An 18,117-nucleotide genomic window follows, 5' to 3' on the forward strand; every position below is an offset into this window, starting at 1 on the left:
GCCGCCCGGTCCCGCGGCCTGGCCGGCACCGGTCTCAGGAGACTCCGACCCGCTGCCACTGCTGGTTGCCGCCGGTACCGCAGGTGTACTGGATCACCCGGGCGCTGTCGGCGGTGGAGTACCCGGCGACGTCGAGGCACTTGCCGCTGTGCCGGGCCACGATCCGCTGGTAGCCGGAGCCGGCGTCGACCAGCTGCCACTGCTGGTCGGTGCGTCCCGGCTGGCAGGCGTACTGGGCAACGGCGGTGTGGTCGGCGGTGGAGCCGTTCGACACGGTCAGGCAGCGGTCGCTGTGCCGGGCCACCAGCTGGTGGTAGCCGGTGCCCAGGTCACGCAGTTGCCAGTGCTGGTTGCCGCCGTTGTGGCAGCCGTACTGGGCGACGCCGGCACCATCCGTAGTGGACTCGTTGAGCACATCGAGGCACTTGCCGCTGTGCCGGGCCCGTAGCGTCTCGTAGGCGTACCCGCCGCCGACGCCAGTGACCTGCCCGGTCGCGGTGTCGATGCTGATCTGTGGGTGCCAGCTCATGCTCAGCGACGTGTCCGACGGGAAGGTCAACGGCAGCCAGACGTAGCGGGACTCGTTGACCCGGCCGCCCCAGGCGCTGGCCCAGCGGTCACCAAGGTACAGGTATGAGGTGGTGGCGGTGCCCTGCACCGGCAGGACGTAGGCCGGCTGGGAGCCGTAGGTGATGCTGTCAGCGAACGCGGTCGGCGCGGTCCAGGTGCCGGTGATGCTGTAGGCGGTGGCGTACCGGGCCTGGTTGGGCTGCCAGCCGGTGGCGCCGGAGGTGACCAGGAAGTAGACGCCGTTACGTTTGAACATGGCCGGCGCCTCCCGGTAGTTGCCCGGCCACAGGGTCTGCACCAGGCCGGCGACGCCGGTGTAGTCGGAGGTCAGCCGGTAGATGTTCAGGTCCGCGTTGACCCGGGTCGAGGAGATCAGGTACGCGGTGCCGTCGTCGTCGCGGAACACGGTCATGTCCCGTGAGTCGTAGCCGAGTGGCCGGAAACTGCCCAGGTACGTGTAGTTGCCGTCGACGGTGTCGGAGGTGGCCACCGCCACCCGGGCCTGGCCGTAGTCGACGCCGTTCTCCCAGTGCATCCAGAGTACGTACTTGCCGGTGGCCGGGTTGTAGAGGATCTTGGGACGCTCGATGTTGGCGACAGCGAGCTCCGGGCTGCTGTTCTGCCGCAGCACGTGGTTGCGCAACTCCCAGGTGCGCAGATCGGTTGACCGGTAGACGGAGACGTACCGGAAGGTATGGTCGTCGTGGCGGTTCTCACCGAACCAGTAGTAGTACCCGCCCACCTTGATCATGCCGCCGCCGTGGGCGTGGACGCCGGCGCCGGTGGTGTCGGTGAACTGGGTGGCATTGGTGACGGTGACCGGTGCGGCGGCGGCCGGCGGGGCAGCCAGCGCGAGCGCGGCGACCAGCATGAGCGGGACGGACAGAGCGGCGCAGGCGGTGCTGACCAGACGCCGTCGGTGGGGGCGTCGCCGGGTGCGGGGTGCGGCAGGCATCGGGTGCCTCCTTCAGGTGGCCGGGTCTGGTGTCGCGGACGTACGACACCACGTATGTCGACTCAGACTAGGCATAGAAGCGACATAAATCGATATGCTGGGTCGCCGGTCACCTGCGGATCGTCGTACGGTCGTACCGACCGCCGATCCTCGACACTCGACTCTCGACCTCGAGCTTGACAGGAGCACCTGGTGTCCGATCTCGCGAAGACCGCGACCACCTCCGAGCCGCTGCACCCGCTGCTCGCCGACCGGTGGAGCCCGCGCGCCTTCGACCCCGAGCACCGGCTCACCGACCGGCAGCTGACCGCGCTGCTGGAAGCCGCACGCTGGGCACCCAGCCCAGCACGAAGGGCTCGCCGTGCACCAGCTCGGCGGCTTCGATGCCCACGTCGGTCCCCGACCCGGCGTAGCTGTCACCCTGGTTGACCTGGGTGGCTAGCATTTCGCCGGACCGGTGCGCCGAGTTGCCCGAGCCAGGCGCCGACCGAGATCTACGGAAGGGGAACCGTGTCACGGGTCCAACAGGGTATACGCAAGGCTGCCTCTGCGATCGCTGAAGGTAATGATCCTCGCCAGCTGGCCATGGCCGAACTGGGCCGCCGTGGCGGTGTCGTGACCGGTGGGGCTGGTGGAGGTCAGTCGGTCGAGGACGGGATGGATCCGGTCGACTTTCCGGCTGCCCGCGACCTCGGCGGCAGCATCGACACCGTCATGGAGCAGCGCCGGGTGCCGCTTGACGACGCGGGTGAGGTGCTCAACCGCAGCGAGCAGCGGCGCGGCGAGGGCGGGGCGGCGCACGTCATCTGCCCGATGGTGATTCCGCGCGGTCGTTCGCTGGTCACCATGCTGCCGGTGTCGCTGCTGCTGGTGCTCGGCGTACTCGGCTCCGCGGTGGTCTCGGTCGGCGGTGGCAACCTGTTTCTCAACCCGCTGTTCGGAATCCACTACTGGGTGCTGTCGCTGTTCGCCGTCGGTTTCGTCTGGTGGCGCCAGGGCATGGTCATGGTGCCGGACGGCTGCGCCGCGTTGATCACCCGGTTCGGCAAGCTGGAGCAGGTCGTCGGCCCCGGCCGGGTGATCCTGCTGAACCCGTGGAAGCGGGTGTCGTACATCGTCAACACCACCCGCGAGTACCCGTTCAACGCACCGGTGCGTGAGGCCCCGACCAAGGGCGGCGTGAAGGCGTCCATCGACCTGTTCATCCAGTTCCGGATCAGTGACCCGGTGGAGTTCGTCTACACCCTCGGCGCGGTCCGCGGTTTCGAGGAGAAGCTCAGCAACGCGGTCAGCGAGACCATCCGTAGCCTGATCTACGAACAGCAGGCCGCCGACATCTACAACATGGTCGGCGAGGACACCGGTCGCCTGCTGGAGCAGCTCAACCAGCAGTTCCTGCCGGCTGTCGAGCTGACCAACGCCAATATCACCCACGCCGAGCCGGCCGACCGGGAGTACCGGATGGACCTCGCCGCGCCCGAGATGGTGCGGGTCGCCAAGGACGCCTACACCCACCAGTACGCGCTGCAGCTACGCAAGGAGCAGGACGAGGGCGACCTGGCCAAGGAGCTGGCCACCCTGCACGAGACCCTGTCCGGCATCCAGGCCGAGATCGCCCAGTACCAGGCGCAAATGGACACTGCGGTGGAGCGGGAGACCAACCGCGCCGAGGCACTGGCCCGCCAGCGGTACGTGCTGGCCGAGTCCGAGGCACGGGCCAACGCCGCCCTGCTGGAGGCGCAGGCCCTGGACATCCGGGCGGTCACCGCCGCCGAAGCGCCGGAGATCCTCGACTACCGCTACCAGCGGGAGGTGCTGGACACCCTGGAGGAGGTCGCCGACCACCTGCCCCGGCTGGTGCGCATCGGCGGCTCCACCGACCCGAACGGTGCGGTCGGGGTGGACCTGCTCAAGCTGGCCCGTGAACTGGTCGGCGAGCGGGGTGCCGACCTGTTCAGCGAGACCGACATGGCCGCGATGCGCACCCGGCTGGCCGAGGTCGCCGCCCGGATCGCCGGACGTGAGCCGGAGATCGCCGCGCTCCGTGCGGCCGACCAGCCGACCGTGCCGGGCACCGATGCCGGCGTTTCCCTGGCCCCCGGTGCGCCGGAGCCGACCGACGACGACCCGGAGGCACAGTGGTGATGAGCAAACTCAGTGGCGGCAGGTCGGTCATCTCCGAGGCGGTAGCGCCGTGGAGCGAGCTCGCCCAGCTGCTGCGCGGCGGTGACGCGGGCAGCCTCGTACCGGTGGTGATTCCCAAGCACCGGCGACGGCTCGGCTGGATGGTGCCGCTCTGGCTCGGTCTGCTCGCCCTGCTGTCCGGCGTGATGTTCACCCTGAACGGTGTCGACGGGCTGATCGGCGCCGCGTACGGGGCCCTCGCCGGTGCCAGCTACCTGGCCGGGGTGGTACTGCTGCTGATCGGTGCGCTCTGGTGGTGGCGCTCGTCCATCGTGGAGATCGAGCAGGGCACCCACGGGGTGCTCACCCGCTACGGCGCGGTCACCCGCACCCTGGAGCCGGGCCGGCACTACCTGTGGCACCCCTGGTCACGGGTCGACTTCGTCGTCGACGTCGCCACCGAGATCCCGTACTCGGCGCCGGTGATGGCCTGCCCGACCCGGGAGAACGTGCCGCTGCGGTCGATCGAGTTCTTCATGAAGCTGCGGATCACCGACGCGGTGCTGTTCGTGCGGACCATCGGCGCCGGCAACTTCGACCTGGTGCTGTCCAGCGCCGTGCAGGACGCCATCCGGCAGCGGGCCCGCCAGGTGCAGACCGAACGGGCGTACGACCTGCGTGGCTCCGACGTGGCCGACATGCAGGACCTGCTCAACCGGCAGCTGTCCCGCTACGGGGTGCGGATCACCGGCTGCAACATTCCCGACGTGCAGCTGCCCACCCAGTATCAGCAGCACCTGGCCACCCGGGAACGGGTCGCCAAGGAGCACGCCGCGTACGAGCAGGAGTGGGGGCTGACCCGCAAACGGCGCATCGACAGCCTGCAGATGGACATCGAGCGGGCCAAGAAGGTGCGAGATGCCCGGTTCGTCGAGGTCAAGGCGGCCCTGAACAAGGCTCGTGAGCAGGTCGCGCAGCTGCTGGAGGAGCAGGAAACCAACGCGCAGCGGGTCCGGTTCGAGATCGAGACCCGGGGCCGCAGCGGGCTGATCGCCGCCGAGAACGAGGCCAAGGCGCAACGCCGGCTGGCCCAGTCGTACCGGGACAACCGGGCGGTGCTGCAGTACGAGCTGGCGCTGCGCCGGCTCGAGGTGGGCGCGGCGCTCGCCGGCAAGGCCCCGCAGCCGGTGGTGGTACGCACCGACGGTACCGGCGGCGGCGACGTCTCGGCACTGTCCACCCTGCTCACCGCGCAGTTGCTGCCGCGTACCGTGGCGCTGCCGGCCCGCGGTGCCACCGCAGGCGGGGACGACGACGGCTGACCCGACACAGGTCCGACCCCGGTCCGGGTACGGTGCATCCACCGCACACCGGACCGGGGAGGCCGACATGACAGTGGACGGATGGGTCGACGGCGGGTTCACCAACCCGGTACTGCCCGGCTTCCATCCGGACCCGAGTGTCTGCCGGGTCGGCGACGACTACTACCTCGCCTGCTCCAGCTTCGAGTACTTCCCCGGCGTACCGATCTACCACAGCCGCGACCTGGCCAACTGGGCCCAGATCGGCAACGTGCTGGACCGCCCCGGGCAGTTGGCCATCCCCGCGTCGACCCTGTCGTCCGGCGGGGTGTATGCACCCACCCTGCGCCACCACGACGGCCGGTTCTGGCTGATCACCACCAACGTGGCCAACGGCGGCGGCAACCTGCTGGTCACCGCCGCCGACCCGGCCGGGCCGTGGTCCGACCCGGTGCGCCTGGCCGGCGTGGCCGGCATCGACCCCGACCTGGCCTGGGACGACGACGGTCACTGCTGGTGCACTACGGCCGGAGTCCACCAGGTGCGGATCGACCCGCGGACCGGTGCCACGCTCGGGCCGACCCGCCGGTTGTGGTCCGGCACCCCCGGCGCCCAGGCGCCGGAGGCCCCGCACCTGTACCGGATCGGTGCCTACTGGTACCTGCTGATCGCCGAGGGCGGCACCGAACGCGGCCACGGCATCTCCGTCGCCCGGGGCCCGGCGCCGGGCGGCCCGTTCGAGCCGTGCCCGGCGAACCCGATCCTCACCCACCGCGGTACCGACCGGCCGATCCAGAACACCGGCCACGGCGACCTGGTTCAGGCACCGGACGGCTCCTGGTGGCTGGTGCTGCTCGGGGTCCGGCCGCGCGGCGGCACCCCCGGCTGGCACGTGCTCGGCCGGGAGACGTTCCTCGCCCCGGTCGACTGGGTCGACGGCTGGCCGGTCGTCGGCGCGCTCACCGGGCGAATGACCGCACCGCGCTGGCCTGCGGCACCGGTGACGCCACCGCCGACCCGGGACGACTTCGACGCCGACCGGCTGCACCCACGGTGGCTGTCGGTGCGGTCCCGGCCTGACGACGTGTGGTCGACGACCCGGCCGCCGGGCTGGCTGACCCTGCAGGCGCGCGGTGCGTCGCTCGGCGACGCCGACGTCACCTTCGTCGGCCGCCGCCAGCAGCACCTGTCCTGCCGGGTCCGGACCCTGATCGACCCGGGTGCCGGCCGGGGCGGCCTGGCGGTGCGGATGGACGAGAACCACCACTACACGGTCGAGGCCGGCGGTGGCGAGGTGCGGGCCGCGGCCCGGATCGGCCCGCTGCGGCCGGTGCTGGACTTCCAGCCGGTACCAGCCGGGCCGGTGGTGCTACGGGTCGACGCCGTCCCGTCGCCGACCTGGCATCCCCGGCAGGGGCCGGACGTGCTTCGGCTCGGCTTCGAAACCGCCGACGGTGAGTTCGCCGTACTGGCCGAGCTCGACGGCCGTTACCTGTCGACCGAGGTCGCCGGAGGCTTCACCGGCCGGGTGATCGGCATGTACGCCGCCGCCGGTACGGTCCGCTTCGACTGGTTCGACTACGAACCGGATGTGGCTTGCCAGATCTGAATACCACTGGTGTCCGGGCAGGTCACAGCCGGGGTGGCAGGTGTGACGGGCGTCCTTGGTACAGATGATCACCGGTGGTTAGCGTGGCCGGATGGTCTCACCCGGCGCGGTCCCCGTCGACAGGCCGGCCGGGGTCCCGCGGCCGCAGATCCCGCTGCTGCTCGGCGCGGTCTTCCTGGTCTTTCTCGGCCAGATGTCGATGAGTCCGATCATCGCCCCGTTGGCCCGCGAGATCGGTCTCGCCGAGTGGCAGGTCGGGGTGACCATCAGCATCTCCGCGTTGATGGTGGTAGCGACCAGCCAGCTGTGGGGACGTCGGTCCCAGTCGTGGGGTCGCAAGCCGGTGCTGGTCGCCGCGTTTACCCTGGCCACTTTGACGATGGCGCTGTTCGCGCTGCTCGCCGACCTCGGCATGCGGGGCGTCGTCACCGGCACCACCATGTTCCTGCTGTTCGTGGTGTTCCGGGGCGTCGGGTTCGGCACCGCGATGGCTGCTGTGCCACCGACCGCGCAGGCGTACATCGCCGACGTCACGGTCGACCAGTCCGCCCGGGTCAGAGGGATGGCCGGGATCGGGGCGGTGCAGGGCGGGGCAATGGTCGCTGGCGCGTTGGTCGGTGGCCTGCTCGCCGGTTTCGGGCTGATGGCTCCGCTGGTGGTGGTGCCGGTGCTGCTCGCCGTCGGGCTGGCCGTCGTCGCGGTGCGGCTGCGCCGGGAGAGCCGTACCGAGTTGATCGAGAAGCCGGTCCGGGTCAGCCCGTTCGACGCCCGGGTGTGGCCGTACCTGCTCGCCGGGTTCGGCATGTTCACCGCGCTCGGTTTCGTCCAGGTGGTCAGCGGGTTCCTGGTCCAGGACCGGTTCGGGTTGGACGCGGAGGCCACCGGTCTGGTCACCGGTGCGGCGCTGCTTGCCGCCGGTGTCGGGATGGCGTTCGCGCAGACCGTCGTGGTGCCGCGCAGCGGCTGGCGGCCGGCGAGGCTGCTGCGGGTCGGTGGGGCCGTCGGGCTGGTCGGGTTCGTTCTGCTGGTGCCGGACACGCACATCGGGTTCCTGGTCGCCGCGATGGCCATGATCGGACTCGGTCTCGGTATCGCGATGCCCGGCTACGTCGCCGGTCCGACGCTGGCGGTCCGCCGCGACGAGCAGGGCGGGCTGGCCGGAGTGATCGGCGCCACCAATGGGCTCACCTTCGTGCTCGCGCCGACCGCCAGTACAGCGCTGTACGCCGTCTGGGTGCCGCTTCCGGTGCTGATCGGCGCCGCGCTGATGGCCAGCGTGACCGGCTTCGTCCTGATCCATCCCACGTTCCGTTGACGCGTCGCGGGCCTTCACCCAGCCGGGCCCGGCCCGGTCGTGGTTGCGCGGTCCCAGCCCTGGTGTGAGCGAGCAAGGGCCCACCCGGTCGACGCTGTCGGGCAGCTGGCTCCCGGCTGTTGACGGGATGACATCTATCAATATGATGTGTGGAAAGCGCTTTCACGCACCTCACCGCAGGCCGTCGAAGTCCAGGAGGTGACTCGGCCGGCCGGTCGGCACCGGCCCGTCGGCTTGCTCGTCGTCGAACCTCACTCACCAGTGATCCCGGTCGTCAGTGGGGCGTGCCGCCCGCCGGTGACCGCTGGACCGACCATCAGGAGAACTCATGACTCGACACCTCCAACGGCCGGCGTGGCCGGTGGCGGCTGTGGCCACCGTGGCTCTCACTGCGGGAATGACCGCGGTGACCACCCTGTCGGCCAGCGCTGCCAGTGGCTGCCAGGTCACGTACACCGTCGCCGCGCAATGGCCGGGTGGCTTCGGCGCCAACCTCGCCATTACCAACCACGGTGCGCCGATCAACGGCTGGACGCTGAGCTGGACTTTTGCTGCCGACCAGGCCATCACCCAGTCCTGGGGATTTACTGCCGACCCGGCAAGTGGCACCGTCGTCGTGCGAAACGTCAGCTACAACGCGTCGATCCCTACCGGCGGCACTGTGACCGGGGGATTCAACGGCACCTGGAACAACTTGTCGAATCCAGTGCCGACCACTTTCACTCTGAACGGCACGGTCTGCAACGGACCCGCTCCCACCAGCCCGCCGCCGACGACCGTGCCGCCGCCGACCGTGCCGCCACCGGGCAACACGCTTATCGTCGCGACCAACGGAAACGACGCGAACCCTGGCACAGTCGGGGCTCCGCTGGCGACCCTGGCTCGGGCGGTGACCTTGGCTTCCCCCGGCACGACGATCGCCATGCGGGGCGGCACCTACCAGTTCAGCACCAACGTGCGGATCATGAAGGACGGCACTGCGGCCAACCCTTACACGATCACCAGCTACAACCGGGAGCGGGTGGTTCTCGACGGTGAGGACCTGCCGCACACCCCGGCGCCGGTCGGTGGCAGCATCCCCAACCTCGAGCGTGGCGTGCTGCACATGGAGGCCGACTACTGGCGGGTACGGGACCTGGAGATTATTCACGGGCCGTACGCCATCTTCTGCCGCGACTGCAGCAACAACGTCTTCGAACGCCTCGTCACCCGCGACAACTACGAGTCCGGCCTGCAGATCCAGGGCGCCGCGAGCAACAACCAGGTGATCGACCTCGACTCGTACGGCAACCGGGACCCACGCAAGAACGGCGAGAGCGCCGACGGCCTGGCCATCAAGGAGGGCTCCGGCACCGGCAACGTGGTACGCGGAGTCCGGCTGTGGAACAACTCCGACGACGGTTTCGACGCCTGGGAGTTCGCCTCTCCGATCCTCGTCGAGGACTCTGCGGCCTGGGGCAACGGCTTCAACCGGTGGGATCTGCCCAACTACACCGGCGACGGCAACGGGTTCAAGATGGGCGGCGGTGACCCCGACCCGGCCGCGAACCACACCATCCGTAACAGCTTCTCGTTCAGCAACGCGGTGAGCGGGTTCATCGACAACGGCAACCCGGGCACCATCACGGTGGACCGCACCACGGCCTGGAACAACGGCGGCAGCGGGTACAAGTTTGCGAACTCGACCTCGCGGTTGACCGCGAACCTCGCGGTCGGCAACGGGGCGGGGGTGTCGCTGGGCAATTCCACGGCGACCAGGAACTCGTGGAACATCAAGAGTTCCTGGAGCAACTCGGATCTGCTCAGCACGGATCCGTCGGTGCTGATCGGACCGCGCGACACAGACGGCGGGATCCGGAGCTCTGCCTTCCTGCAACCACGCAGCTACCCGAACCTTGGGGCCCGCAGCTGACCACGAAAGCGACAATTAGCGGTTCTTACCACAAAGTTCCACTGCATCCCGATGCGCCTGACGGGCCTGTACGCCCCGTCAGGCGCATTCGTGTTGTCGATGACTGGTCGGCGATATATCGTCAAAGTATCGACAACGCATTTGGAGGCAGACATGAAGTTCCACCACCGGTTCCACGGCGGACGGCAGGCATGGATGCGGGGCGGATTCGGAGTCCCGCCGTTCGGCCCCGGCCTCGGGTTCGGTCCCGGCCCAGGCCCCGGCTTCGGCGCAGGGCCGGGCGGCGGCCCGCGGCGGGGCCGGGGCGGCGGCCGCAGCCGCCGGCCGAACGTGCGTGCCGCCGTGCTCGCCCTGCTCGTCGAAGGACCGATGCACGGGTACGAGATGATCCGGGAACTCGACTCCCGCACCGGCGGTGCCTGGCGACCGAGCCCGGGATCGATCTACCCCACCCTGCAACTGCTCGAGGACGAAGGGCTGGTCGTCGGGACCGTGGACGCGGCCGGCGGCAGCCGCCGGCAGTACGCGTTGACCGACGCCGGCCGCCCCGAGGCCGAGCAGGCCGCCGAGCAGGCGCCGTGGACGCAGTTCGCCCCGGAAACCGTGGAGAGCTGGCATGACGTGCGCGAATCCGGTATGCAGACGTTGCACGCGCTGCGCCACGTGATGATGAACGGCACCCCCGAGCAGCGGGAGCGGGCCCTGGCCGTACTCGACGAGACCCGCCGCAAGCTGTACGCCATCCTGGCCGACTCCGAGTAGGTCCCGGCAGGATTCGCAGGGATCAGCTGTCGAAACGGCGGTCCGCCGATCGTCGTCAAGGCGTACGACAACACCACCACCTGCGAGGAGCCCGACATGAAGTACATGCTGTTGTTCGTCAGCCCGCCGACCGACGGCCCGGACCAGCCCGGGGCGCAGTGCACCGTCGAGGACTGGATGGCCTACGACAAGCAGATGAAGGACGCCGGCATCTGGGTCAGCGGCAACGCCCTGGCCGACCTGACCACCTGCACCTCGGTCAAGGTCGACGTCGACGGACAACGAATCGTCACCGACGGTCCGTTCGCCGAGAGCCGGGAGGTGCTTGGCGGGTACGACGTCATCGACGTACCGGACCTGGACGTCGCGCTGGACTGGGCGGCCCGCTCGCCCGGCGCTCGGGACGGGGGATCGGTGCAGGTGCGTCCGATCGCCGAGTTCGGGCTCTGACACCGGATGATCGGCGGCGAGCCGCAGAACCACCCGGCCGCCCGGGCCCCGGAAACGGACCCGGCGGCGGTACACGCATCGGTGGCGGCCGTGTTCCGCGAGGAACACGGCCGGCTGCTCGCCACCCTGGTACGCCGCTTCGGTGACCTGCACCTGGCCGAGGAGGCAGCCGCCGAGGCCATCGAGGCGGCGCTGACGCACTGGCCGGTCTCCGGGGTGCCGACCCGGCCCGGCGCGTGGCTGCTGACCACCGCGCGCCGCCGGGCCGTCGACCGCATCCGCCGCGACCGGACGTTGGCCCTGCGGATCGCGGTGCTGCAGACCGAGGCGGACCGGGCCGACCCGGCTCAGGCGGCGGACGTCGACCGGGACCTGCCCGACGACCGGCTCGCCCTGTTCTTCACCTGCGCCCACCCGGCGCTGACCGCCGAGGACCGGGTGGCGTTGACCCTGCGCTGCCTCGGCGGGTTGACCACCGCCGAGGTGGCCCGGGCCTTCCTGATGCCGGAGGCGACCATGGCCCAGCGGATCGTCCGGGCGAAACGCAAGATCCGCGACGCGCGTATCCCGTTCCGAGTGCCCGGTGCCGACGAGTTGCCGCAGCGGCTTCCCGGTGTCCTGCAGGCGGTGTACTCGATCTTTACCGAGGGGTACGCGGCCAGCTCCGGCCCCCGCCTGCAACGCCTGGACCTGGCCGAGGAGGCCATCCGGCTGGCCCGCATCCTGCACCGGCTGCTGCCCGCGCAACGGGAGACCGCCGGACTGCTCGGCCTGCTGCTGCTGGTGCACGCCCGCCGTCACACCCGGACCGGACCGGACGGGGTGCCGGTACTCCTCGACGAGCAGGACCGGCGTCGGTGGGACCGTCCAATGATCGGGGAAGGCTGTGCGTTGGCCCGCACGGCGTTGACCGGCGGCCCACCGGGCCCGTACGGGCTGCAGGCCGCCATCGCCGCGCTGCACGACGAGGCGCCCGACGTCGCCGGCACCGACTGGCCGCAGATCGTCGCCCTCTACGACGTACTGCTGAGGGCGGCACCGTCGCCGGTGGTGGCGTTGAACCGGGCGGTGGCGGTGGCCATGCGGGACGGCCCGGCAGCCGGTCTGGCCCTGCTCGACGAGCTGGTCGCCGATCCGCGCCTGCGGTCGTACCACCCGTTGCCGGCCGCCCGGGCCGATCTGCTGCACCGGCTCGGCCGGTACGCCGACGCGGCCGACGCCTACCGGCAGGCGGTGGGCCTGGCCGGCACCGAACCGGATCGGGAACATCTACGGCGTCGGCTAACTGCCGCCGAGGCGGCGGCCACTGTAGCGGACTGACCATCTGGCTGTCAAAGGTATGACTTTTACTTGCAAGCAGCCCATCAAGCTAGAAGCCGGAGTGGACGGAGTCGTTGACACCACTGACATTCATAGGTCAGACTTTTGGCGGGAGGTCGACATGAGTGAGCTGCGACGATTGGCGGTCATCAACTCCGACGCGAAGCGGGCCCCGGTGCTGCCCGATCCACCCGGCCTCGTCACCGAACTCGTCGAACCACGGCTGCGCCGATTCGCCCGTACCCCGTACGAGCATCTACTCACCGAGGTCGACACGGTCGACGTCGCCGAGGCGGCGATCGTCGCCGGCTGCGACGCCGTTTACATCGATACGTTCGGCGACTACGGCGTGGGCCGGCTGCGCGCCGCCACCTCGGTGCCGATCGTCGGTGCCGGCGAGGCCTCCCTGGCCTGGGCGGGCCAGCTCGGTCGGCGGTTCAGCATCGTCACCGTCTGGCCCGCCTCGATGGACTATCTCTACGCCGAGCGGCTGAGCAGCTGCGCCGGCGGTGCCCTCGCCGCCGGGGTGCACTACCTGTCCGACGAGACGGAACTGCACCGGGTCGGCACCGACGCCGGGGTCAAGGCACGGATGGCCCGGGGCGAGACCGACGTCGTCGACGCCATCTCCGCCGCGTGTCTGCGGGCCGCCGACCGGGACGGCACTGACCTGATCCTCTTCGGCTGCACCTGCATGACCCCGGTGGCCGCCGAGGTGGCCGGCCGGGTCGGCATCGAGATCGGCGACCCGTCGGTCGTCGGACTGGCCGCCGGGCACGCCGCGGCCCTCGCCGCGACCCGACCGGCACCGCCGACCGGCCGGCTCGGCGCGGTCAGCGCGCTGGTCGACGCCTACCTGGGCGTCGCGGCGCAGTCGGGCTCGAACTGCACCGTCGAGGACGACGGCTGCGAGGTCTGCGCGGTGACCCTGGGCACGTCGTCGTGACCCCGCTGTGTCGACGGATCGGCATCGACCTGCCGGTGATCGCCTTCAGCCACTGCCGCGACGTGGTGGCGGCGGTCAGCCGGGGTGGTGGGCTCGGGGTACTCGGCGCGGCCTCGATGTCCCCCGACGACCTCGAACAGGATCTCGCCTGGCTTGATCGCGAGTGCGGGCGTCGCCCGTACGGCGTCGACCTGCTCTTTCCCGCCAGGTCCGCTGGTGACGACCCGACCGACCTGCTCGCCCAGATCCCGGCCGGGCACCAGGACTTCGTCGCCGGGCTGCAGACCCGGCTCGGGATTCCGCTGCGCCGCAGTGAACCTGGCCGGACCCGGCTCGGCGGGATGCCGACCGAGATCGACCACCTGATGACCCACGCGAACGCGTTCGCGCTGTGGGAGGTCGTGCGGGCCCACCCGGTGCGGCTGGTGGCCAGCGCGCTCGGGCCGCCTCCCGCCCAGGTGCGGGCCGCCGCGACGAGACTGGACATGCTGGTCGCCGGCCTGGTCGGCGACCCACGACACGTACGCCACCAGCTGGCCGCCGGCGTCGACGTGATCGTCGCCCAGGGCTACGAGGCGGCCGGACACACCGGTGAGATCACCTCGATGGTGCTGGTGCCGCAGGTGGTGGCTGCCGCCGGCGACGTGCCGGTGGTCGCCGCCGGTGGCATCGCCACCGGCCGTCAGGTGGTGGCCGCGCTGGCACTGGGTGCCCAGGCGGTGTGGACGGGCTCGATCTGGCTCGCCACCGCCGAGAGCGATCTCGACCCGGTCGTCAAGGACAAGATCGTGACGGCGGCGGCCACCGACACCGCGAAGACCACGGCGTACACCGGCAAGCCGACCCGGCAGCTGACCACCGCGTGGACCCAGGCCTGGCGGCAACCGGACGCTCCGGCGCCACTGGCCTCCCCGGTGCAGCAAGTGCTGGCCCGCGACGCCGTGGTCAGCTCCTTCGAGCACCAGGTCACGCCGGTGATGGGTTCGGCGGCGGGTCAGGCGGTCGGTCTGGTGGACCGGGTGCGTTCCGTCGCCAGTGTGCTGGACGACCTGCGTACCGGCATGGCCGACGCGGTCGGCGATCTCACCGCCCTGGCCAACTCCGACGACACCAGCGACAACATCGGCGTCCGCGCCAGCGACTGACGTGCCGTGGCTCAGCGTGGTGCGCGCCCGCGACGGGCGTGGACCGCGCCGGCGACCAGCGTGTACGCGCAGAGTAGGGCGATGACGCCGGTCGCGACGGTCAGCACCGCCGGCAGCAAGGCCCCGGTCAACGCGAGGCCGCTGAGCAGCGAGCTGCCGCCGAGCGTCGCGAAGGCGGCCACCATCCACGCCGCGAAGATCTCCGCCCGCCGGTGGGTCGGCGCCGACTCGCCGATCAGTCGGGTGGCGCCGAGTAGCGTCAGTCCGCCACCGAAGCCGATCAGCGCGGCCCCGGTGACGGTGACCGCCGGGCTGCCCAGGTGCAGGGCCAGCGCGGTGGCGCCGGCACCGGTCGTGATCGCCACGACGCCGAAGCAGACCGACCGGATGGCGTCGAGTCGGTTCAGCAGCAGTTGGGACAGCAGGGTCATGCCGATCAGCAGGGTGAGCAGTCCGCCGGCGCCACCGGCGGCGGTGACGCCGGCGCCTTCGGCGAGGATGCGGGAGCCGAAGGTACCGAACAGCGCCATGCAGCCGTTGAGGGTCATCAGCGAGCAGGCGGCGATGCTGAACGGCAGCAGGATGTCGCGGGGGACCCGGACCGCCCGGACCAGTCGGACCCGCTGCGTCGTCCGGCGGTCGGCCGGCGTGCGGAACAGCAGGACCAGCGGCACCAGAGCGGCCGCGCCGATGACGACGAACGGTAGCACCAGCGGGTACCGGGTATGGTCGGCCAGCAGCCCGGACATCAACGGTGCGAGCCCCATACCGAGGGTGGTGCAGACCGCGTGGGTCAGGGTGCCCGCCCGGGTGCCCCGGGGGTGGAAGTCCAGCAGGGCGGCGGCGGTGGTGGCGCTGACCATCCCGGTCGCCATCCCCTGCACGATCCGCCCGGCGACCAGCGCCGGCAGCGACGTCGCGGTCGCGGTCACCAGGCACGCCGCCAGCACCAGCGCGACGCCGCCGAGCATCGCCGCCCGCCGGCCGATCCGGTCGGACAGGCCGCCGAGCAGCGTGACGACCAGGACCACCCCGACGGGATAGCCGGCGAACGCTAGAGCGATCTGCGCCGGGGTCAGCTGCCAGCGGTCGGCGTAGATCGGGAACAGCGGTGAGGCGGCGAAGCTGCCCAGTACGGCGACGAGGATCAGCGCGCCGGCGGCGGCGGCCATCCGCGCGGACGGTAGGTACGCCGATCCGGTCGTCGGGGCCCGCCGGTCGACGATGACCGGGCTGTCGGTCGCGTCGCCGCGCCGTGGGGGTTCCTCCAGCGGAGAGGTCGACACCGGCCACCGCCTTCCGGGCAAAAGTCTGATGAATAAGGATGGCGGCTGTCAAGGTCTTGCCAGACCGAGTCTCCCGCCGGCAGAGTGTGGTCGGGAAGTGCTGATGTGTTGGCGGTTCCTGGTCTACCAGGTGGAAACAGAGCCGGCTTCGGATGTCCGACGCCGATATCTACCCGACTAACGTCAGACATATTAGGCTGAGACCGTGGGCGCACTCGCCGGTGGCGGCGGGAGGTGGAGGTACCCGGATGACAGTCACGATCGTCGACGCCGAGGACGTGCCGTGGGTCAACGGCGAGCAGGTGTACGACTCGATGGAGCCCGCCTTCCGCGACAACTTCGGCGGCGACCCCGACCAGGTGCGTGAACTGCTGTCCCGGTACTGGATGCGGTCGTTGTGGCTGGACCGTGACAGCACCCGACGGATCGATCACATCCGGGCGGTCGCGGGCTACCGCGATCTCAGCGAGGCGTACCACGACAGCGTCGAGGAGGCGTACTTTCTCGACGGTGCCGCCGAACTCAGCGCCGAGGGGCGGCTGATCGCCGGAGACTACTTTTGGCGTCCGCCGGGTTGGGTGCACAAGGCTTGGAGCGACGAGGGATTCGAGAACATCCTCTGCATGGAGGGTGCGGTCGCCAGTGAGGGCAGCGACCGGGTGACCCGGGTGGTCTGCCCGGACCACCAGGCCGGAGAGCAGGCCCTCGCCGCCCTGGTAGGAGAGACCGGCTCGCCCGCCGGCGGCGTCGGACCGCGCGGCTACCTGCGCCGGGTCGAGTCCCGGCATCTGCCCTGGGCACCGATCGACGCCAACTGGTCAGGCCTCGACCCCGGCGTACTCGGTCTGCCGGCGGGGGCGGCCGCAGCGGTGCGGCCGGCGACGCCGGGCGCCGGCCCGGCGGGCGTCGCGTCACCGACCGTGCCAGTCGGCAAGCCGCTGAGCCGCAACGTGGCCACCGGGGCGTGCAGTGCGTTGGTCCGGTTACCGGCCGGGTACACCGGCACGCCGCAACCGGTCGACCGGGAACGGTTCCTCGTCACCACCAGCGGGACGGCGACGGTCGCCGGGTGGACCCTGACCGCCTGCTCGCTGGTGCACGTACCGGCCGGGGCACCGGCACCCACGTTCGTCGCCGACACCGACGTCGAACTGTTCGTCAAGGTGGGGGAGGCGACGACGTGACCGACGTACGGTTCGCCACCGACGACCAGGTGATGACGATCGTCCTCGACGGCCCGGATTCGATGAACAGCCTGACGCCGGCGGCGATCGCCGGACTGGACGCCGCCCTGGCCGCCGCCGAGGTCGATCACACCCTGCGGGCCGTGGTGATCACCGGAGTGGGGGACCGGGCGTTCAGCGTCGGGATGGACATCGACTTCCTGGAATCCTGCTTCGACGACCCACAACGGATCTTCCTGCCGTTCCTGCGCTCGTACCATGCGGTGCTGCGTCGCATCGAGCAGCTCGGCGTACCGGTCGTCGCCCGGGTCAACGGCCTCGCCCGAGCCGGTGGCTTCGAGCTGATCCTGGCCTGTGATTTCGTGATCGCCGCCGACGAGGCGAAGGTCGGCGACATCCACCTGGAGTTCGGCATGCCGCCCGGTGCCGGCTCCAGCCAGCGCGCGCCGCGCAAGCTCGGCGACCAGCGGGCCAAGGCGCTGATGCTCACCCCGCTGTGGCTGCGTGGGCCGGAGCTGGTGCAGTGGGGTGTCGCGTTGGCCAGCGCACCCCGGGCGCAGCTGGACGACGAGGTCGGCAAGCTGCTGTCGTCGCTGCGCGGCCGGTCCCGTCCGGCGATGGCGATCACCAAGCGGCTGCTCAACTCGGTGCACACCATGACGCTGGAGGAGGGCCTGCGCTACGAGCGCGAGATGTTCTCCCGGCTGCACGAGGAGGTGCCCGAGGCGGCCGAGGGCTACCGGGCGTTCGTCGACAAGCGCGAGCCGGTCTGGGGGGACGTCGATGTCCGCGGCCTTGCCTGAACCGTCGGCCCCGCCCTCGCCGTCGGCGGATCCGCCGTTGGTCACCGTCACCGCGGAGCTGGTCGACACCCTGATCAGTCGGGGCGGCTACACCCATCCGTTGTTCAACCCGCCGGACCCGGGCAGTGGCGGTGGCCCGCCGCTGCCCGGCCAGGCGGTGCTGCTACTGATGGGCGGCCTGGCCGAGCAGTCCGGGCAGCTCGACGACGCGATCGCGCTGCTGGAGCTGCGCCGGATGCGGTTCCATCAGCTGGTCCGGGCCGGCGCCACGCTGCGGGTGCGGATTGAGCGCCTCGCCAGCCGGAGCACCTCCAGCGGCAAGGTCGTGGCCGAGCTGCGGTGGACCGCCGTTGACGCCGACGGTGCGCCCGTGGCCGAGGCCGAAGCCGTCATGCTGATGAACGAATCGGGAAAGGCGGACCAAAGGTGACGGGT

15 protein-coding genes and 1 pseudogene are annotated in these 18,117 nt (G+C 70.7%); 14 read left to right on the forward strand and 2 right to left on the reverse strand.

What is annotated here, in order from left to right:
• Nucleotides 1–34: 34 nt before the first annotated feature.
• Nucleotides 35–1,525: an RICIN domain-containing protein gene (locus tag ACFHW1_RS11320; RefSeq protein ID WP_416554179.1), complete on the reverse strand. Its 1,491-nt coding sequence runs from the start codon at nucleotides 1,523–1,525 to the stop codon at nucleotides 35–37.
• A gap of 231 nt (nucleotides 1,526–1,756) precedes the next feature.
• Between ACFHW1_RS11320 and ACFHW1_RS11325 the strand changes: the two are divergent.
• The 11 genes and pseudogenes from ACFHW1_RS11325 to ACFHW1_RS11375 all read left to right on the forward strand — a co-directional run.
• Nucleotides 1,757–1,879: pseudogene (locus ACFHW1_RS11325) on the forward strand (nitroreductase family protein); the annotation flags it as partial.
• Between the two features lie 231 nt (nucleotides 1,880–2,110).
• The gene (locus ACFHW1_RS11330; RefSeq protein ID WP_416554181.1) at nucleotides 2,111–3,670 is read left to right on the forward strand and encodes an SPFH domain-containing protein; all 1,560 of its coding nucleotides are present in this window, start codon (nucleotides 2,111–2,113) and stop codon (nucleotides 3,668–3,670) included.
• Nucleotides 3,670–4,971, forward strand: coding sequence for an SPFH domain-containing protein (locus ACFHW1_RS11335; RefSeq protein ID WP_416554183.1), 1,302 nt, complete (start codon nucleotides 3,670–3,672; stop codon nucleotides 4,969–4,971). The genes ACFHW1_RS11330 and ACFHW1_RS11335 overlap by 1 nt, the downstream gene beginning before the upstream one ends.
• A gap of 67 nt (nucleotides 4,972–5,038) precedes the next feature.
• Nucleotides 5,039–6,559 (forward strand): glycoside hydrolase family 43 protein, encoded by a 1,521-nt coding sequence (locus ACFHW1_RS11340; RefSeq protein ID WP_416554185.1) that lies wholly within the window; start codon nucleotides 5,039–5,041, stop codon nucleotides 6,557–6,559.
• A 91-nt stretch (nucleotides 6,560–6,650) separates the two neighbouring features.
• Entirely contained in the window at nucleotides 6,651–7,874 is a 1,224-nt protein-coding gene (locus ACFHW1_RS11345; protein WP_416554187.1) for an MFS transporter, read from the forward strand.
• A 328-nt stretch (nucleotides 7,875–8,202) separates the two neighbouring features.
• On the forward strand, nucleotides 8,203–9,786 hold the full coding sequence (locus ACFHW1_RS11350; protein ID WP_416615361.1) for a cellulose binding domain-containing protein: 1,584 nt from the start codon (nucleotides 8,203–8,205) through the stop codon (nucleotides 9,784–9,786).
• A gap of 153 nt (nucleotides 9,787–9,939) precedes the next feature.
• On the forward strand, nucleotides 9,940–10,548 hold the full coding sequence (locus ACFHW1_RS11355) for a PadR family transcriptional regulator (RefSeq protein ID WP_416554190.1): 609 nt from the start codon (nucleotides 9,940–9,942) through the stop codon (nucleotides 10,546–10,548).
• Nucleotides 10,549–10,644: 96 nt separating this feature from the next.
• Nucleotides 10,645–10,998, forward strand: a complete 354-nt coding sequence (locus ACFHW1_RS11360) for a YciI family protein (protein WP_416554192.1) — start codon at nucleotides 10,645–10,647, stop codon at nucleotides 10,996–10,998.
• Between the two features lie 6 nt (nucleotides 10,999–11,004).
• Nucleotides 11,005–12,318, forward strand: a complete 1,314-nt coding sequence (locus ACFHW1_RS11365; RefSeq protein ID WP_416554194.1) for an RNA polymerase sigma factor — start codon at nucleotides 11,005–11,007, stop codon at nucleotides 12,316–12,318.
• 121 nt (nucleotides 12,319–12,439) lie between these two features.
• Entirely contained in the window at nucleotides 12,440–13,264 is an 825-nt protein-coding gene (locus ACFHW1_RS11370) for an aspartate/glutamate racemase family protein (protein ID WP_416615363.1), read from the forward strand.
• Nucleotides 13,261–14,409: an NAD(P)H-dependent flavin oxidoreductase gene (locus ACFHW1_RS11375; protein WP_416554198.1), complete on the forward strand. Its 1,149-nt coding sequence runs from the start codon at nucleotides 13,261–13,263 to the stop codon at nucleotides 14,407–14,409. The genes ACFHW1_RS11370 and ACFHW1_RS11375 overlap by 4 nt, the downstream gene beginning before the upstream one ends.
• Nucleotides 14,410–14,420: 11 nt before the next feature.
• Here the strand turns inward: ACFHW1_RS11375 and ACFHW1_RS11380 are convergent, their stop codons facing one another.
• Entirely contained in the window at nucleotides 14,421–15,695 is a 1,275-nt protein-coding gene (locus ACFHW1_RS11380) for an MFS transporter (RefSeq protein ID WP_416554200.1), read from the reverse strand.
• Between the two features lie 248 nt (nucleotides 15,696–15,943).
• Here ACFHW1_RS11380 and ACFHW1_RS11385 point away from each other — a divergent pair, with 248 nt between their 5' ends.
• Genes ACFHW1_RS11385 through ACFHW1_RS11395 form a run of 3 tightly spaced genes read left to right on the forward strand, consistent with a single transcriptional unit; the run spans nucleotide 15,944 to nucleotide 18,112 of the window.
• Nucleotides 15,944–16,879 (forward strand): hypothetical protein, encoded by a 936-nt coding sequence (locus tag ACFHW1_RS11385; RefSeq protein WP_416554202.1) that lies wholly within the window; start codon nucleotides 15,944–15,946, stop codon nucleotides 16,877–16,879.
• The gene (locus ACFHW1_RS11390) at nucleotides 16,876–17,682 is read left to right on the forward strand and encodes an enoyl-CoA hydratase/isomerase family protein (protein ID WP_416554204.1); all 807 of its coding nucleotides are present in this window, start codon (nucleotides 16,876–16,878) and stop codon (nucleotides 17,680–17,682) included. The genes ACFHW1_RS11385 and ACFHW1_RS11390 overlap by 4 nt, the downstream gene beginning before the upstream one ends.
• A 37-nt stretch (nucleotides 17,683–17,719) precedes the next feature.
• Nucleotides 17,720–18,112 (forward strand): hypothetical protein, encoded by a 393-nt coding sequence (locus ACFHW1_RS11395; RefSeq protein WP_416554206.1) that lies wholly within the window; start codon nucleotides 17,720–17,722, stop codon nucleotides 18,110–18,112.
• The last annotated feature ends 5 nt before the right edge of the window (nucleotides 18,113–18,117 follow it).

The sequence above is a fragment of the Micromonospora sp. LOL_014 genome (assembly GCF_048060245.1).
GTDB lineage: Bacteria > Actinomycetota > Actinomycetes > Mycobacteriales > Micromonosporaceae > Micromonospora_E.

What these genes read in the sequence shown, in the direction of transcription:
- ACFHW1_RS11320 (WP_416554179.1), bottom strand. Translation starts at nt 1,525, where the DNA reads ATGCCTGCCGCACCCCGCACCCGGCGACGCCCCCACCGACGGCGTCTG.
- ACFHW1_RS11330 (WP_416554181.1), top strand. Translation starts at nt 2,111, where the DNA reads ATGGCCGAACTGGGCCGCCGTGGCGGTGTCGTGACCGGTGGGGCTGGT.
- ACFHW1_RS11335 (WP_416554183.1), top strand. Translation starts at nt 3,670, where the DNA reads ATGAGCAAACTCAGTGGCGGCAGGTCGGTCATCTCCGAGGCGGTAGCG.
- ACFHW1_RS11340 (WP_416554185.1), top strand. Translation starts at nt 5,039, where the DNA reads ATGACAGTGGACGGATGGGTCGACGGCGGGTTCACCAACCCGGTACTG.
- ACFHW1_RS11345 (WP_416554187.1), top strand. Translation starts at nt 6,651, where the DNA reads ATGGTCTCACCCGGCGCGGTCCCCGTCGACAGGCCGGCCGGGGTCCCG.
- ACFHW1_RS11350 (WP_416615361.1), top strand. Translation starts at nt 8,203, where the DNA reads ATGACTCGACACCTCCAACGGCCGGCGTGGCCGGTGGCGGCTGTGGCC.
- ACFHW1_RS11355 (WP_416554190.1), top strand. Translation starts at nt 9,940, where the DNA reads ATGAAGTTCCACCACCGGTTCCACGGCGGACGGCAGGCATGGATGCGG.
- ACFHW1_RS11360 (WP_416554192.1), top strand. Translation starts at nt 10,645, where the DNA reads ATGAAGTACATGCTGTTGTTCGTCAGCCCGCCGACCGACGGCCCGGAC.
- ACFHW1_RS11365 (WP_416554194.1), top strand. Translation starts at nt 11,005, where the DNA reads ATGATCGGCGGCGAGCCGCAGAACCACCCGGCCGCCCGGGCCCCGGAA.
- ACFHW1_RS11370 (WP_416615363.1), top strand. Translation starts at nt 12,440, where the DNA reads ATGAGTGAGCTGCGACGATTGGCGGTCATCAACTCCGACGCGAAGCGG.
- ACFHW1_RS11385 (WP_416554202.1), top strand. Translation starts at nt 15,944, where the DNA reads ATGACAGTCACGATCGTCGACGCCGAGGACGTGCCGTGGGTCAACGGC.